Origin of the sequence: Roseimicrobium sp. ORNL1, assembly GCF_011044495.1 — a bacterium.
In the GTDB taxonomy this organism is placed as follows: Bacteria; Verrucomicrobiota; Verrucomicrobiia; order Verrucomicrobiales; family Verrucomicrobiaceae; genus Roseimicrobium.
Genome location: NZ_CP049143.1, coordinates 4007236 through 4023296, shown reverse-complemented (window position 1 = coordinate 4023296; position 16061 = coordinate 4007236). Strand labels below are relative to the sequence as shown.

The following is a 16061-nucleotide window of genomic DNA, read 5'->3' as shown; positions in this document are numbered from 1 at the left end:
GAGCGCTGCTCATCGACAAAAAACCGCGCTCCAGCCAGTGGCGAAGCGCGGTGAATGGTCGCAGATTCGAGCCCGGCTCAGCATCCCCATCCGCCCTGACAAGCCGTCAGGAGCAGAGACGGGTGGCTCAAGACTATACGATCAATAGTAGTAGCCGCCGCGGGGGGGAGGAGGGGGCGGGGGACCGTAGTTGCGGTAGTAGCCGTTGCCCTGGCCGCCGTAGTAGCCCTGGCTGTTGTAGTAGTTCCGCTGGTCCTGTGCACCGCCAATCAGGTTGCCGCCGAGAGCGCCGAGACCGGCACCGATGGCTGCGCCTTCCAGGCCGCGACCACTCTGATGGCCGATGATGCCGCCGAGGCCGGCACCACCAAGCGCGCCAAGCACCGTGCCCGTTTGGGCATTCGGGCCGCTGGTGCACGACATGGAACTGATGGAAAGGGTTGTGAGTAGAGCGAGGGTGAGTCGCTTAACGTTTTTCATGGTCTGGTGGGGTTGGTATTGGGTTTCTGGAACAGAACCACTGAGTGGGGTTTCTTTGGACGTGCAGATGCTTCGTTTCTTCAAAATTTATGCATAAATTGCGCCGGAAGGCCATCATAATCCTCTGGTCGTGTATTCTGCACGGGATGAGGTGGTTGTGAGGTGGGTTTGGGAGCGCTAGTGAGGCAACCTGCATGAACAGATACGTGCCCGTTGCACGGCCGGTTTGCATTTTGCATGCACGCTTTTGGGCCCGGATGGATTGATGCTTGAAAACCGGGCAAACCTGCGGATACCTAACCGTTCCGTACTTTTCTCACCCGCTTCCGCTCTGTGGCCCCCGCTTCCCCCGATTCCTCCTCATCTCCCGCACCCGAGCAGCACACCAAGCACGTGGATGAACTCTATGGCGACTGGTTCCTGGACTACGCCAGCTACGTGATCCTCGAGCGCGCCGTGCCGCACATCAACGATGGCTTCAAGCCGGTGCAGCGGCGTATCATGCACTCGCTCCGCGAGCTGGAAGACGGCCGGTATAACAAGGTGGCCAACGTGGTGGGCAACACCATGAAGTACCACCCGCACGGGGACGCTTCGATTGGCGATGCCATGACCCAGATTGGGCAGAAGGAACTCCTCATCGACACGCAGGGGAACTGGGGAAACATCCTCACCGGCGACGGCGCGGCTGCCCCACGATATATTGAGGCTCGTCTGAGCAAGTTCGCACTGGATGTGGTGTACAGCCCGAAGGTCACCACTTGGGCCCAGAGCTACGATGGTCGAAACAAGGAGCCCGTCACCCTGCCGGTAAAGTTCCCGCTGCTGCTCGCCTCGGGTGTGGAGGGCATCGCCGTGGGTCTTTCCTGCCGCATCCTGCCACACAACTTCGTCGAGCTCTGTGATGCTTCCATCAAGGCACTGCGGAATGAAGTCTTCGTGCTGTACCCCGACTTCCCGCAGGGCGGCATCATGGATGCCAGTGACTACAACGACGGCCAGCGCGGCGGCCGCATCCGCGTGCGGGCGAAGATCGAGATTGTGCCGAAGCGGAATATGGTCCGCATCGTCCAGATTCCTTTCGGCACCACGGCGACCAGCATTCAGGAGTCGATTGTGGCGGCGAATGAGAAGGGCAAGATCAAGGTCCAGAAGGTGGAGGACAACACGGCTGAGTTTGTGGAGATCCTCGTGCACCTGCCCAGCGGCACGGATCCCGAGCAGGCCATCCAGGCGCTGTATGCCTTCACCGACTGTGAGGTCAGCATCGCGGTAAACGCCGTCGTCATTCAGGATGACAAGCCCCGCTTCATCAGCGTCACCGAACTCCTGAGCGACAGCGCCGAGCACACCAAGCAGATTCTCAAGGAAGAACTCGAGGTGGAACTCAACGAACTCGAGGAGAAGTGGCACTTCTCATCCCTGGAGAAGATCTTCATCGAGAAGCGCATCTACCGCGACATCGAAGAAGCCACGAGCTGGGATGCCGTCATCGGCGCCATTTGGAAGGGGCTCAAACCTTACCTCCGCCTGCTCAAACGCGAGGTGACCGAGGAGGACATCAACCGCCTCACTGAGATCCGCATCAAGCGCATCTCCAAGTTCAACTCCTTCGAGGCGGACGAGGCCATCGTCGCCCTGGAGCGGGAAATTGAGCAGACCCAGAAGCATCTCAAGCAGCTCACGCGGTACGCCATCTCTCACTTCGAGCGCCTGAAGAAGGACTACGGCAAGGTCCGGGAACGCCGCACCCAAATCATGGGCTTCGAGCGCGTGGCCGCCTCAGATGTGGCGATCGCTAACGAGACCCTGTACCTCGACTCCAAGGAAGGCTTCGCTGGCTACGGCCTGAAGAAGGAAGGGGAGGCCATCGGCAAATGCTCTGCGTTGGATGAGGTCCTTTTCATCACCCGCGAGGGAAGCATGAGCGTGGTGAAGGCCGCGCCGAAGTTCCACGTGGGCAAGAACCCCTGCCATGTCGCCGTGTTCAAGCGCGACGAGCAGGCGGTCTACTCCATGATCTACCGCGACGGCAAGGCGGGGAAAGTGTATGCCAAGCGATTCCGCGTCGGAGGCATCACCCGGGACAAGGAGTATCACCTCACCTCCGAGGAAGCCGGTACCCGCGTGCTTTACTTCGCCCGGCATGAGACCGAGGAGGAGAGTAACTCGCAGAGGTTGCTCATCAAACTCAAGCATGAACTGCGCATGCGGGTGGATGAATTCCCATATCCCTTCGCGGATCTGGCGATCAAGGGTCGCGAGAGCAAGGGCAACATCGTCACTGAGAAGTCGGTGGAGAAGATCATTCACGACAGAAGTGAGAAGCAATCCTGATTTCGAGACTGCCCGCTTACAGCGTGTTTTCTGGTATTTATTGTGGATCTAGATCGATAAATTCGGGTCTTAAGCCGCTCTTATTGAAAAGGCTCCTCGTGTGGTAGCACAAAAGTTAGCATGGATTAAATGCTAACTTTCCCATGAGACATGGCGGGGAAGTGTCGCATGGCGACACTTGATTGCTGGGGCGTGTTCCTGTTGGCTATCACATCTGCGAGTATGAAAAGCGCCGTCCCTTTCATTGTGGCAGACGAATTGTAGTGCCTGTCTTCTCGCTTCGTGCCTTCCTCATTTCCCTCGTGACCTTGCATACGCGCAGCCTCCTTGCCCTCATTGCCGGAGCCATCGGCATTGGCTTTGCTCCCATCTTTGTGAGGTTCAGTGAGGTCGGTCCGAGCGCCACCGCCTTCTGGCGGATCGCGTTGGCCCTGCCCATGATGGGACTGTGGGCTGCGACGTCGTCGGCTGGGAGATTCACCCGGCTGGGCGCCAAGGACTGGTCCGTGCTGGCACTGGTCGGTGCGTGCTTCGCCGCCGACCTCGCCATCTGGCATTGGTCCATCAAGTACACCACCGTGGCGAACGCGACCTTGGAGGCGAACCTGGCCTCCATTTTCGTCGTGCTCATGGGCTGGCTTTTTTTCGGGACCAAGGTCAGCCGGAAGTTCTTGGGCGCCATGGTTGTGGCCTTGGCTGGCACTGCGCTGCTGGTGGGCAAGAATGCCTACATCACGCCGGACACACTAAAGGGCGATGCCTTGGGAGTGCTTTCGGGCGTGTTCTATGCTGGTTACATCTTGAGCGTGAAAGCAGCCCGGGACCGCGGCCTGAGCACGGTCACCATCATGATCCTGAGCGGCGTGCTGACGGCCACCTTGCTTCTGCCAACGGCCGGGCTTTCGAGTGAGGCCATTGTGCCCATGAGCTTGAAAGGGTGGCTCGTCGTGGCTGGCTTGGCGTTGGTGTCCCAGTTTGGCGGGCAGACGCTGATCACCTACGCTCTGGCCAGGTTATCCGCCGCACCTGCATCCTTGGGTCTGCTGATCCAGCCCGCGACTGCCGCGATTGCCGCATGGGTGATCTTGGGAGAAGCCCTCGCGCCCGCCCAGTTGGCGGGCGGGGTAATTCTGCTCATCGGCCTGTGGATGGCGAGGCGGGAGGGGTAGGGGATAGCGATACGAATGGGCGCGACGATATGCCGTGCCCACCGCCTCTGCCCACTATAGACGGACGCGCAGGAGCGCATCCCTACCGCAGTTTTGGTGGAGGGACGATTACCTTCCGAGACGTGGTGAGCGGAGTCGCTTCTGTGAGCCTTCAGACTGATGGGGCAGCAAATATGTACCCAAGCGATTGAGGTGCTACTTGCTCTGGACGAAAGCGCCCCTCCCAAAATTATGGACGGTAGGGATGCGCTCCTGCGCGTCCGGCTGTTGCGGGCGGAGGCGGTGGGACAGGGCCATCGCAAACCATCACACGCACCACCCCAAACGCTTCGCCGTCGCCACTCTTACTCACCCCCACGCCCGAACGAACGATTGTGCGCCGAAAGGTCATGCACACAGCCACGCCACGGCCAATCTTCGGCTTTCTCCACCAACCCCGCCTTCACAGGGTTCTCGAGGATATAGTCCAACTTCTCACGAAGCTGGTAATCGTTGCGCACGCGATGATGAAACACCCCACGTTGAAACTTCCACTCCGGCTGCTGCACCCGCTTCGAGAAGCGCGATTTCCAATACTGGGTCCAGTCCTCGACCGACACATTGTCACTGGCGGCGCGTGGGCAACAGAGGAAATGGAGATGGTCAGGCATCAGGACATAGTGTCCGACCAGCCACACAGTGGCGTCACTTACCCAGATGTCGTGGAGAGTGTTGTGGACCAACTCCTGTGCCGTCCATGCGGACTGTGCCTTGGTGCGGACGGTGCAGAACAGAATCAGGGGCATGGTCGGCGAAAGCACGATGCCTTGGGCGGGTGTATGCCGCCCGATCCGGTTGGCGTCGTGTTCATTCAAACGTGCCATGGGTGGTGCGATGGAACAGGTGGGTAGAGGCAGGTGCAATAGAAATGGTCAGGGTGAAGACAAAAAGGCGTGTTAATGACGGGGGAAATAGGACGTGGGTTTGGTTTGCAACGGTCCAGACCCACCACCTCCGCCCGCTATAGACGGACGCGCAGGAGCACATCCCTACCGTCCACTTTAGAAGGAGCGCGCTCACGTGCTGAGCGAGTAGCACATCAGACGCTCTGATGCGTTTCGCCTATCCACTTTGGCAGCGGTTCCGCCCTCCAAGATCCTCGAGGTAAGCGCTCCCCCAAAAAATGGACGGTAGGGGATGCGCTCCTGCGCGTCCGTCTATAGCGGGCGGAGGTGGTAGGCTCAGTGCATCACAACCCGACCGCGCGCGAAACTACTCAGTCGCTCTCACCGCCCCCAAAAAACTACCCCCGCGCCGCCCCCGCCAACAAACTCTCCGCATGCTTCCGCGCGCTTTCGGTCTTGCCGCCCAGCATGCGGGCTAATTCGTCCACGCGTTCTTCCGTTTTCACTTCACGGAGAAGGGAGCGCGTTCTCTTTTCATTAAATTCTTTTACCACGACAAAGTGGCTCTGCGCCAGGGACGCGAGCTGCGGCATGTGGGTGATGGCGATGATCTGGTGCCGTGTGGCCAGGGTCTCCATCTTGCGGCCGACCGCCTCGGCAATGTTCCCGCCGACGTTGGCGTCGATTTCATCGAAGACCATCAGCGGGATGCCGTCCTGTTTTGCGAGAGCACTCTTCACTGCCAGCAGTACACGGGACATTTCCCCGCTGGAAGCGGTTAAACGCAGAGGCTTCAGAGGTTCGCCAGGATTGGGTGCGAACTGGAAATCGACCGTCTCCAAGCCGTCCCGCTCCGGTTCCTTGTTCGCAGTGAGAGGCACTTCAAAGACCGCCTTCTTGAAACCGAGGTCCGCGAGATGACCGCTGATGTCCTTGGCGAGTTTAGGCGCGGCGGCCTTGCGCTTGGCAGACAGTTCACCGCCGACCTTGTCCACCTCGGCACGAGCGCGGTCCACGGCCTGCTTGAGTTTCTCCAGGGCATCTCCCCGGTTCTCCAAGCGATCCAGTTTCAGCTTGGCTTGCTCCTTGAACTCGAGCACCGCTTTAACACTCCCGCCGTACTTCCGCTTCAGGGTCTGGAAGACGTGCATGCGCTCCTCCATGCGCTCCAGTTCGGCAGGCTCGATCTCGATGCCCTCCACGTAGTCGCGCATGGTGATTTCCATCTCCTGCAGTTCGATCTGCGCGGACTGGAAGCCGCCAAGACTCTCGGCCAGCTTCGGGTCGATCTTCTCCAACTCATGCACCATGCGGGCGACGTCCCGCAGGCCATTTAATATGCTGCTGCCACCTTCGCTCAGGCGGTCCGCTACGCCGTTGCACAGCTCCACCAGACGCGCGCCATTGGCGGCGATGCGGTGGCGGCCTTCGATTTCTTCCTCCTCACCCTCCTTCAGGTTGGCGCCTTCGATGTCCTTGATCTGGTGGCGCAGCATGTCGATCTCCTGTTCGGAGGCGCGCTCGCTGGTGGCCAGGCTCTCATATTCCTGCACGGCATCCCGCCAGGCGGAGTAGGCGATGGCGTATTTCCCTGCAAGGTCATCAGCGCTCGCATAGGCATCAAGCATTTCCAGCTGCCGCTCCTGGGAATTCAGCGTCTGGTGATCATGAGGACCATGCAGGTCCACGAGGTGCTCGCCCAGTTTCTTCAGCATCTGCGAGACGACTGGGGAGCCGTTGACGAATTGCTTGTTGCTGCTCGCGCCGATGACACGCCGGATGATGAGCGACTCGCCATTCAACGCATCCAGTCCGTTCTCAGCGAGGATGGCATCGACCGCATCGGTCTTCTTCAGGTCAAACATCGCCTCCACGGAGCAGGTCTCCGCGCCGGTGCGGATGAGTCCGCGGTCCGCGCGCTCTCCGAGGATGAGCTTCAGCGCACCGACAATGATGGACTTGCCCGCGCCCGTTTCACCAGTCACCCCGACCAGACCGGGGGCCAGTTCCCAGGAGAGATCTTCGACGAGGGCGAGGTTCTGGATCTTGAGCAGGGAGAGCATCGGACGCGTGCGAAAATCGTGCGCCCGGAGTGAAACGCATCTTAACTATTTGTCGAGTTTCAATGGAACCGAATACAGGCCCCGTTTGAACTGGTCTTCACGATAGGGAAGACGTTCCTCCCAGGGGGGCGCGGCGTATGGGTTTGGCGGTAGGGGCGGTCCGTAGGCTTTGCGCTCGGGCCGTTCGAGCTTCAGGTAGGCGGGCATCTTGCTGGGATCCACCGGAGGCGCGATTGTCGGGTTGAGGAAGAGCGCTGCGTCTCGCCGGTTCGTTGTCATTCCCGCGCGGGTGGACGGGGGTAACGGGGGCTCGATGCGCGGAGCGCGTTCAATGGCGGATTCCACCGCGGAGACCGGCGTAGTCTGAGGTTGAGCTTGGGCTTGGGCTGGTGCTTGGGCTGGTGCTTGGGCTGGTGCCTGAGCTTGAGCCAGAGCCTGGATTTGGGGCTCCAGCTTGGTCATGGCCTTCGTGGAGGAAGCCGAAATGCTTCGGGTGTCTGGCTGTACCGGATGCTGCCGTTCTTGCCATAGCATCCAGCCGAGGGCGAGATTCGCCGCAAGCGAGAGGGCCAAAACAGCCCGCACGATTTTGGTCGAGTTCATCCCTCCTTAGACCGTCGACCGCAGCATTCCGCTGCAACTATTTTCGAAATGCGGGGGGGGCGGGACTTTGCGCGCACCAAACAAAAAGCCCGGCATCACTGCCGGGCTTTTTGAAAGGCTAAGATGTGGTCAGGCTGTCAGCCAGCTTACCAGCTCTGGTTGCGGCTGTATCCTGCCTGCGAGGTGAAGCCCACCTGCGGCGGGAACTCCTGATAACCTTTCCAGGTGTTGAAGCGTTCCTTCGTCCGGTAAGGTGGGCGATAGCCACCCTTGTAAGTGGGGAAGGGGAAGGTGGTGAACTCATACAAACCGTAGCCGAGGCGCACCACGGTGCGATGCGTGCCCTGCACGATGCCGGAGGTGAAAGCGGCGCTGTTGCCGTCTTCCTCATTCACCTTCTGCCATTGAATGGGGTATTCCGACCAGCCGTAGGCGACGTTGGCGAGCGAGCGGGAGAGCTTGCGGCTCCAGTCCCACTTGCTGGCAGGGGATGCCTGGATGTCAGCAAATACAGGCGTGCTCACGAGAAGAGCACCGGCGAGGAGGAGAATAATTCGGTTTTTCATGAAATTCCATTCCAGTTAGCCAAAGCCGCCATGCCTTGGCAAGCCTGAAAACCACATTCTTACCACGGAAATCTCTCTCCCTGAAACATCCACCACACATCCGCGGTGCGACATGACATTTCCTTTGCACCGGGGGCCCTGCTTTCTATCCTCACCCTCCCATGATGCACCCCGAGGCTGAAAAACTGGTTCAAGCAGGCAAGCTCTCCCGCCCTGACGGAGAAAAACTCAGCAAGCTGCAAGCAGGAGCCTGTGTCGTGCACAAAAGCTGGGGAGCAGGCCGCATCGCTGAATGGGACCTCCTGGGTGATCGCCTGGTGGTGGACTTCGAAGAGAAGAAGGGCCATCCGCTCAAGCTCTCCTTTGCCATTGGTTCTCTCGACCTTCTTCCCGACGAACACCTGCTGGCCCGCCGCGTGGCGGATCTCGATGGACTCAAGAAACTGGCCACGGAAAATCCCGCCGAACTCGTGGAGCTCTCTTTGAAGAGCCACGGCAATTCCATGTCGCTCGATGCCTTGGAAGCGCTTCTGTCGCCCCGCGTTGTCTCTGCCGCGGACTACAAGACCTGGTGGTCAGCAGCGAAGAAGGCATTGAAGGACCGCCGCCATGTGGTGGTGCCCGCGAAGCGTACGGAACTGCTGATGCGCCGCGATGCTGAAGGTGTCACCCCCGCGGATGCCATGATCGCGGATCTTGCGAAAGCCCGCGACATGAAGGCCAAGCTCACCGCTCTGGCCCGCATCCAGAAGGATCTCGATCTTTTTACCGACAGGTCCACGCAGCTCGCTCCTGCTTTTGACGAAGTGAGCAATACCGTGCGCAAGGCTTGGAAGCTGCACCCCAAGGAGGCGCTCCAGCTCCTGCTCGCCCGTGACGAACTCGCAGAAGTGGCCAAGGCCGCGCTACCAGAGGGTTCCTTTAAGATTGAGGAACTGCTGCGCGATGCACGTCCTACGCTCGCAGAGGCCAGCTCCGCGCTGCCAGCCGCTTTGCTCAGCCGTTTCTACCGCGCCTTCCCATCCGCCTTCCCTGAGCGCGCCTGGGTGCAGGAATCGCTGAACCACCTCACCAAGACCGGTGGCCGTGCCGTGGCGGAAATCGCCGCTGTGCTCGATGCCAATGATGAGCTGGACCAGCTCGCCGAGTTCCTGAAGCGCTCCGTGCGCAACCGCCAGCTCAGCACGGATCTCCTCATCTGGATGTGCAAGGAGCGCAATGGCAAGTCCGAGAGCGTGTTCGACATCGATCTCGGCAATGCCATCATCAGTGCCATCGAGGACGACAATGCCGCTGGCGGACCGAAACGCGTGGGCCGTCTCTATGATGCCTTCGCCGAAGACGCCGGACTTGTTGGCGAGATGGTGAAAGATGCGGATGATGACGAGCTGCGCCTCTTCTCGAAGCGCATCCTCGCCTCCCAGGTGTTTGACGACCTCACCCGCCGCTCCCTCATGGGCCGCCTCATCAAGGCGCGACCGGAACTCCAGGAGCTCATGGAGAACAATGCCAGCCGCCAGGAGTCCGCACTCGTGGTCTCGTGGGAGAGCATGGAGAAGCGCAAGGTGGACCTTGAGGATCTGGTCAAGAACAAGATTCCGCAAAACAAGAAGGATATCCAGATTGCCCGCGAGTACGGCGACCTTCGCGAAAACTTCGAGTACAAGTCTGCCCGTCAGCAGCAGGCGGTGCTCTTGCGTTTGCAGTCCAAGTACGAGCGCGAACTGCGCAACGCTCGTGGTACGGATTTCGTCGGCTCCAGCACCGAGACGGTGGGCATCGGCACCATTGTGGACATCGAAGACGTCGTGACCGGCGCGAAGCAGACCTACACCATCCTCGGCGCGTGGGATGGCGATCCGGATAAGCACATCCTTTCCTACCTGTCCGAAATGGCCAAGGCTCTCATCGGCAAAAAGCCCGGAGAAGAGTCCGAGGTGCCGACTGATTCCGGAGCCAGCCGCAAGGTGCGCGTTGTAGCCATCCGCCCGTACATCACGGCTGCGGCCTAGTCGGGTGCTGGCTCGTGGCTGTTTTGGGAAAACGCAAAGCAGCCAACCAGCAAAGACTTGATGGAAGGTTTCCGAGAGGGACCTTCCATTTTTTTGATCTTAGCGGATGGGTGCCCTCACGGCACCAATCAACCTTTGTTGCCCTGCTGCTTTCGCTGCTTTGCAGCCAATCTTCATCCGCCCATGAGGCCCCATCCCCCTCACGCACAGGCAGATTTCGCTTAAGTATTGCCTTATGTGCACGTTTTGCACATACTCCGCCCATGAGCAGCCCCGCGGGTGGGAGAACACATCTTTGGTTTTGGGTGTCCGCCGGTGTCCTGCTCTACGTGGCGAGCTGTCCGCCGGTGGAGGCGTGGCATGAGAGACACTACGCACAGAACAGCCGCACGCTGCCCGTGGGTATTGCGCCAGGTCCCGCTGCGGATGCGACTGCGGCAGGCAGCGGTGCCAGTACTTCAACCTCAGGACCCTCCAGTATGTCTGCTCGTGAGGGAGGGTTCGAGATTGTGCAGCTCAAATACAACGAGCTGCCCAAGAGACCCGTGTGGATGCAGATCATCTACGCGCCGGTGCATTTCGCGGAGAAGTACCCTCCTTTTGCCTCGATTTTCCAGCGTTACCGCCTCTGGTGTGACGGGGTTTTCTAGCGGGCGACAAGCAGGGTCAGCCGCATTCAGGGAGTCCACTCAAATCGTAGCTTGGTCCGTGATCCGCGCGCATAGTGAGGGTCGTGCATGGGCACTGAAACCTCGTCGATAAATGCCGCGCCGAGGAGTTCGAGGGTCCGCCGGGAGGGGTGGTTGTCCGGATCGCAAGTGAGGATGAATCGTTCGGAAAGGGAGCGGGCAAACGAAGCGAGCGCACGGCAGGCGGAAAGGGCGTACCGATGGCCCCGGTGAGGTGCGGCAATCTCGAACCCGATGTGCCCAGCGCTCCGCAGGACGTGCTCAGTGTCGCCTACGCGCAAATTGATGTGACCAACATCGGTGCCACCCACCAAAATGCGGAAATGGTAGTAGGGCACGAACCCGAGTGCCGCATCACCCGGAACGAGGGTCGCGAATCGCAACGTGACAGAGTCACCTTCGAGGTGCTCTGGAGGCAGCGGTGGGATCGAGGAAAGCGCGCGCATGGCCTTGCTTCACGAGCTCCCAGCCCAGCGACTGCGGAGCGGGGCGTTCGCTCGGAACTTCGTGCAGCCGCGGTTCATCAAACCGCCCTGGAGTACCTTCAAGCGAATCCTACGATCCGCTGAAGAGTCCCTTCTTCTTTTCCGCAGCGGTCGGTGCCACAGCAACGCCATCCGCCGGGCTGGTCGCGTGGATGGTCACCGGGGTGCCCACGGACACATTGGCGAAAAACTTCTCTGCCATGAAGCGGGGAAGGCGGATGCACCCATGGGAGGCTGCGCGGCCGGGCTTCGGGATGGGGCCCACGTGCATGCCCACGCCGTCGCTGGTCAGGCGCATGTAGAGTGGCATGCGGGCAGGGGAGAAGCGGTAGCCCTCCGGGAGGGTGTCCTTGGAGATGTTGAAATCGCCGTCCACGACATTGCCGTCGAAGTCCAGCAGCTTGCCGTACAGATTGGAAATCTTGTCCGGCGTCTTTTCCATGACCTTGAAGCTGCCGCTTGGGGTCGGGTGCGAGGCGGTGCCGGAGGCTACGTAGGTCCAGCCGACCTGCTGGCGTCCCTTGAAGAAGTGCGCTTTCTGCTTGTCCAGATAGATCACCACGGAAGCCGGCGCGGTGGTCTTCGCGGCCAGTTCGGCGTTCCACTCATACATTTGGAATGCCTGCGACTTCTGGGGCTGGGGAGCAGGCTTGGGCTTGGAGGCGCACGAGGCGAGAGTGAGGCCAAATGCAGAAGCGACTGCCAATGTCAAAAACCGGGCTGTCAGGAGCTGGACGAACGGTGCTTTGGCGGAGGACAGAGTGGATTTCATGAAGGGAGACAAGCACACTACATAGGCACAAATCTCCTCAATACAAGTGGATGTGAAAAGTAGTCCAAGCTCCACGTAACTCGCGTTAGCGCAGCCCGACGTGGGAGGAATCCCTTCGCGAGTTTTGGCGTCAGGCCATCCTCGTGAAGGGACTCGCAAGCTACGTTGGCTACTTCGTCACCACGTCGTTCACCCTCAGGCTCATCTTCTTGAGTTCTTCGACGAGCGCCTTTGACGGATCCGAAAGCGGGTTGCCGCCGAGGTAGAGGTTCAAGTAGGGGGCGAACTCACGCGGGCCATCCATGTCCTTCTTCAGCATGCGATGCAGAGGCGCGATATCGGCAACCTTGTTGCCGTCGATGAAGAGCCAGCGTAGTTCCATCAGCGGTTCCAGCGGCGCCAGGTCCACGATCTGGTTGTTCTTCAGGTTGAGCATGCCGAGCCACTTGCAGGCGCCGATGCCGTTGAGGCTGGTGAGCTGATTGCCCTCAAGGTACAGCGAGGAAAGCTTGGGCAGCTTGAAAAGAGCGGCGGCGTCCTTGACCTGGTTATTCGTCAGATAGACGGACGTAAGGGCGGGAATGTTCCCCAGCGGAGTGACGTCTGTGACCTTGTTGTTCGTGAGCTCCAGGTACTGCAGCGCCTTCAGCGTACCAATCGGGCCGATGTCGCTGATCTGGTTGTTCTGCAGATCCACGAATTGGAGACGCTCCAAATTCTTGATGGGGGAGAGGTCCTTGATCTCATTGTTGGGCAGTTCGAGCTGGGCCAATGCCTTGCAGTGTTCCAGGCCGCTCAGGTCGGTGATTTTCATGCCCTTGCCCTGCACAAAAGAGACGCTCTCCACGTCTGCCGCCACGATGGGTTCGTTGTTCTCCCGCTTGGCGAAGACCTGCTTGCGTACGGCAGCCTCCAGATTCTTGTCTTTGAAGATGGGCTGGGGCTTGGGAGGCTCAGGCTTTTTTTCCTCGGGCTTGGCAGGTGCCGGTGCTGCTGCGGTAGCAGCGGGTTTTGGTGCATCAGGTTTCTTCTCCGCAGGAGCGGGAGCAGGTTTTGGCGCGTCGGGCTTCTTCTCAGCCGTGGCTGGAGCTGGAGTGGGTGCGGGTGCCGGAGTCGCAGGCTTGGCTGGTTCTGGTTTCTTTTCCGCAGGTTTGGCCGCCTCTGGCTTTTTCTCTTCTGGTTTGGCCGGTGCCGGTGCAGGAGCGGGAGCCGGAGCCGGAGCAGGTTTGGGCTCGGCGGGCTTGGGAGCGTCGGCCTTCTTTTCTGGCGCGGGCGCGGGAGCCGGGGCCGGAGAGGGCGCGGGCGCAGGAGCCGGCTTGGTCTCGGTGGCGTTCGGAGCTGGGGCCGGTGCCGCAGGTGTAGCCTGCGCCAACAAGGAGGAGGGCAGGACTGCGGCGGAGATGAAGGCGGTGGCGCTGGCAATGAGTAAGCAATGCTTCATGAGCGGGAGAGATTGCGAATCGGATTGGTTGGCGAATACGCCGTGATATTCAATGAACTTTCGCCTTCAGGAACGATGTCGTTTTCATGACCGCACCGTAGGTATTGACGCCGCACAACCAAGTTGCAATGATGCGTCCTAAATTGCACAAGATGAAGCACGCTCCCTTGATTTTCTTTGCCGTTGCTGCCACGCTCGGCTTGAGTTCCTGCCAGTCCATTGGTCAGGGCGGCATGAGCGTGAATCATCAAACTTGGGGCACTACTAAATCCGGTGATAAAGTCACCCTTTATACCTTGCGTAACAGCAGGGGGATGGAGGTTCGCATCGCCGACTATGGCGCTACCATCGTGAGCCTCACCGCGCCGGATCGTGACGGCAAGTTTGCCGATGTCGTGCTTGGGTTCGACACCCTGCAGGACTACGAAACACGCAATCCCTTCTTTGGCTGTGTCGCTGGCCGTTATGCCAACCGCATAGGCAAGGGGAAATTCACGCTGGATGGCAAGGAATACGCCCTGGCGGTGAACAATGGTCCCAACCACCTGCACGGTGGAAAGGTCGGTTTTGACAAGAAAGTGTGGAAGTCCCGCGAGGTTTCCCGCTCCAACGGTGTCGGCGTGGAGCTGACCTATTCCAGCCCGAACATGGAAGAGGGGTATCCCGGTAAACTCGACAGCAAGGTCACCTATGTCCTGACCAATGACAATTCCCTGGAGGTCGAATACACGGCCTCCACGGACGCGCCGACGGTGGTGAACCTCACCAACCACAGCTATTTCAACCTCGCCGGCGAAGGCAGCGGTCCCATCACCAACCATGTGGTGAGCATCAATGCGGACTCCTTCACGCCGACCGACTCAGGACTTATTCCGACCGGGCAGATAGCCTCGGTGGAAGGCACTCCACTCGACTTCCGGTCACCCCAGCGCATCGGTGCGCGCATCGGGTCGTCTTATCCCGCCGTGCGCTACGGCGAAGGATATGACCACAACTATGTATTAAATGGGGGTACGGGCATGAAAACCGCCGCTCGCGCCAAAGATCCTGCATCTGGACGCGTGTTGGAGGTGCTTACCACCGAACCTAGTGTACAGTTTTACACAGGAAATCACCAAAAGAAGCTCACGGGGTGCAAAAATGGCCACACCTATGACTTCCGCACTGGTTTCTGCTTCGAGACTCAACATTATCCAGACAGCCCCAATCGCCCCGAATTCCCCTCCACCGTTCTGCGGCCGGGCGATACCTACCAGCACACCACCATTTTCAAGTTTAGCGCGGAGTAACATTACACGTGAACGACATCGCGGCCCCAACACCACCACCAGCAGCAGCAACCGCAGACTCCGCCGGCCCCTTCCATGTGGAACGGGACTTCGCCGGTCGACAGTATGTCGGCTATCGTGAAAAGCAGGAGGATTACTATGCCTTCGCCGACGCCTCTGACAAAAAGGAGAAGCCCGTCACCAAGTTGCTTGTCGCCCTGGGCGATGGCCTCGGCGCGCACATCGGCGGAAATGTAGCCAGCTATCAATTGGTCACCGAATTCGTAAAGGCCTACAAGCGCAGCACCCTCAGCGTGCCGTGGCGCATGCGTGTCTCTTTGGAGTCGGCGAATGAAAGCCTGCGTGTGATTTCCAACCGGCTGAACTGCGACAAGGCGCCCATGGGCAGCACCTTCGTGGGAATCGTGGTGACGCAGTCGCATCTGCATTGGGTAAGCGTGGGGGACTCCCTGCTGTACCTCTTCCGCAAGGACAAGCTTACCCGCTTGAACGCGGATCACTCCCTCGCGCCCATCTTGGAAGAGCGCGTGAGGAAGGGCGAGATGACGGAAGAGGAGGCGGCACGCCATCCTGACCGCCACGTGCTCCAGTCCGCCTGCATGGGCCTCCCACTTACACTTGTTGATGCCCGCATGGAACCGTACCCCATCGAGAGCGGCGACATCATTGTCGTGGCCAGCGATGGTCTGCTGACTCTGGACATGGATCAAATCGAAGAGTTGCTCACTTTCGGAAAGACCTCGTCCGCCGGCAAACTCGTGGATGCCCTCCTGTTTGGCGTGCGCTGTGCGGAACATCCCAAGCAGGACAACACGACCATCGCACTGGTAAAGGTGCCGTAACCAACGTGTCTCGCGTTGGCGCAGCCTGACGAAGGGAAATCCCTTCGCAGGCGAAGTCACGGTCATGCGACCGTAGTAAATAGCCCAGATCGATACTGCGAGGGCATCTTCGGACATGCGCTTCGCTGTGTTCGGGCGGGCCTGATCATGGCAATTTGCATCGTTCGTACGTCGCGCCTTGCCAGGAAATACAGGTGTCAGCCGAGAATGGCAGAGGTGTGTGCAGGCACCAACTCCCAGAATGTGAGTGCATAAGCCTGCAATCGAACTCTTCGTGGTGCCTATAGAGCTTACGATGAGCCAAAAATGACGTCATTACGCGTTTTTGTTGAGCCGATAAGCGGGCATTTTGCGTGCATCGCTCTATAGTTTTCTAAAGGAGTTTCTTAGCTTAAGAGGGGTTCGAAAATTAATCTAGCTGTCGCCAAA

14 protein-coding genes are annotated in these 16061 nt (G+C 59.5%); 6 read left to right on the top strand and 8 right to left on the bottom strand.

The genetic code is table 11. The features are described from left to right. Positions 1 to 141: 141 nt before the first annotated feature. Positions 142 to 480, bottom strand: coding sequence for a glycine zipper domain-containing protein (locus tag G5S37_RS16315; RefSeq protein WP_165205525.1), 339 nt, complete (start codon positions 478 to 480; stop codon positions 142 to 144). A 333-nt stretch (positions 481 to 813) separates the two neighbouring features. On the opposite strand from G5S37_RS16315, the gene G5S37_RS16310 reads away from it, so the two are divergent. Further along, the gene (locus G5S37_RS16310) at positions 814 to 2817 is read left to right on the top strand and encodes a DNA gyrase/topoisomerase IV subunit A (RefSeq protein ID WP_165205524.1); all 2004 of its coding nucleotides are present in this window, start codon (positions 814 to 816) and stop codon (positions 2815 to 2817) included. 263 nt (positions 2818 to 3080) lie between these two features. Next, positions 3081 to 3986, top strand: a complete 906-nt coding sequence (locus G5S37_RS16305; RefSeq protein WP_206026021.1) for a DMT family transporter — start codon at positions 3081 to 3083, stop codon at positions 3984 to 3986. Positions 3987 to 4330: 344 nt separating this feature from the next. Here G5S37_RS16305 and G5S37_RS16300 read toward each other — a convergent pair whose 3' ends face one another. The 4 genes from G5S37_RS16300 to G5S37_RS16285 form a co-directional block, all read right to left on the bottom strand. After that, positions 4331 to 4771 (bottom strand): hypothetical protein, encoded by a 441-nt coding sequence (locus tag G5S37_RS16300; RefSeq protein ID WP_165205523.1) that lies wholly within the window; start codon positions 4769 to 4771, stop codon positions 4331 to 4333. Between the two features lie 497 nt (positions 4772 to 5268). After that, positions 5269 to 6933 carry a DNA repair protein RecN gene (gene recN, locus G5S37_RS16295; RefSeq protein WP_165205522.1) on the bottom strand — a complete coding sequence of 555 codons (1665 nt, stop codon included), beginning with the start codon at positions 6931 to 6933 and terminating at the stop codon, positions 5269 to 5271. A 45-nt stretch (positions 6934 to 6978) separates the two neighbouring features. Continuing rightward, the gene (locus G5S37_RS16290) at positions 6979 to 7536 is read right to left on the bottom strand and encodes a hypothetical protein (protein WP_165205521.1); all 558 of its coding nucleotides are present in this window, start codon (positions 7534 to 7536) and stop codon (positions 6979 to 6981) included. Positions 7537 to 7682: 146 nt separating this feature from the next. After that, positions 7683 to 8102 carry an exosortase system-associated protein, TIGR04073 family gene (locus tag G5S37_RS16285; RefSeq protein ID WP_165205520.1) on the bottom strand — a complete coding sequence of 140 codons (420 nt, stop codon included), beginning with the start codon at positions 8100 to 8102 and terminating at the stop codon, positions 7683 to 7685. A 161-nt stretch (positions 8103 to 8263) separates the two neighbouring features. On the opposite strand from G5S37_RS16285, the gene G5S37_RS16280 reads away from it, so the two are divergent. Both G5S37_RS16280 and G5S37_RS16275 read left to right on the top strand, forming a co-directional pair. Next, positions 8264 to 10114 carry a GreA/GreB family elongation factor gene (locus tag G5S37_RS16280; RefSeq protein WP_165205519.1) on the top strand — a complete coding sequence of 617 codons (1851 nt, stop codon included), beginning with the start codon at positions 8264 to 8266 and terminating at the stop codon, positions 10112 to 10114. 263 nt (positions 10115 to 10377) lie between these two features. Then, on the top strand, positions 10378 to 10764 hold the full coding sequence (locus G5S37_RS16275) for a hypothetical protein (RefSeq protein WP_165205518.1): 387 nt from the start codon (positions 10378 to 10380) through the stop codon (positions 10762 to 10764). A 26-nt stretch (positions 10765 to 10790) separates the two neighbouring features. Here G5S37_RS16275 and G5S37_RS16270 read toward each other — a convergent pair whose 3' ends face one another. The 3 genes from G5S37_RS16270 to G5S37_RS16260 all read right to left on the bottom strand — a co-directional run bounded on the left by G5S37_RS16270 (position 10791) and on the right by G5S37_RS16260 (position 13501). Continuing rightward, the gene (locus G5S37_RS16270; protein WP_165205517.1) at positions 10791 to 11249 is read right to left on the bottom strand and encodes a GNAT family N-acetyltransferase; all 459 of its coding nucleotides are present in this window, start codon (positions 11247 to 11249) and stop codon (positions 10791 to 10793) included. A 109-nt stretch (positions 11250 to 11358) separates the two neighbouring features. Next, positions 11359 to 12060, bottom strand: coding sequence for a L,D-transpeptidase (locus tag G5S37_RS16265; protein ID WP_165205516.1), 702 nt, complete (start codon positions 12058 to 12060; stop codon positions 11359 to 11361). 169 nt (positions 12061 to 12229) lie between these two features. Beyond that, on the bottom strand, positions 12230 to 13501 hold the full coding sequence (locus tag G5S37_RS16260) for a leucine-rich repeat domain-containing protein (protein ID WP_165205515.1): 1272 nt from the start codon (positions 13499 to 13501) through the stop codon (positions 12230 to 12232). A gap of 152 nt (positions 13502 to 13653) precedes the next feature. On the opposite strand from G5S37_RS16260, the gene G5S37_RS16255 reads away from it, so the two are divergent. Further along, positions 13654 to 14790: an aldose epimerase family protein gene (locus tag G5S37_RS16255; protein ID WP_240914653.1), complete on the top strand. Its 1137-nt coding sequence runs from the start codon at positions 13654 to 13656 to the stop codon at positions 14788 to 14790. A gap of 8 nt (positions 14791 to 14798) precedes the next feature. Continuing rightward, positions 14799 to 15632 (top strand): protein phosphatase 2C domain-containing protein, encoded by an 834-nt coding sequence (locus tag G5S37_RS16250; RefSeq protein WP_165205514.1) that lies wholly within the window; start codon positions 14799 to 14801, stop codon positions 15630 to 15632. The last annotated feature ends 429 nt before the right edge of the window (positions 15633 to 16061 follow it).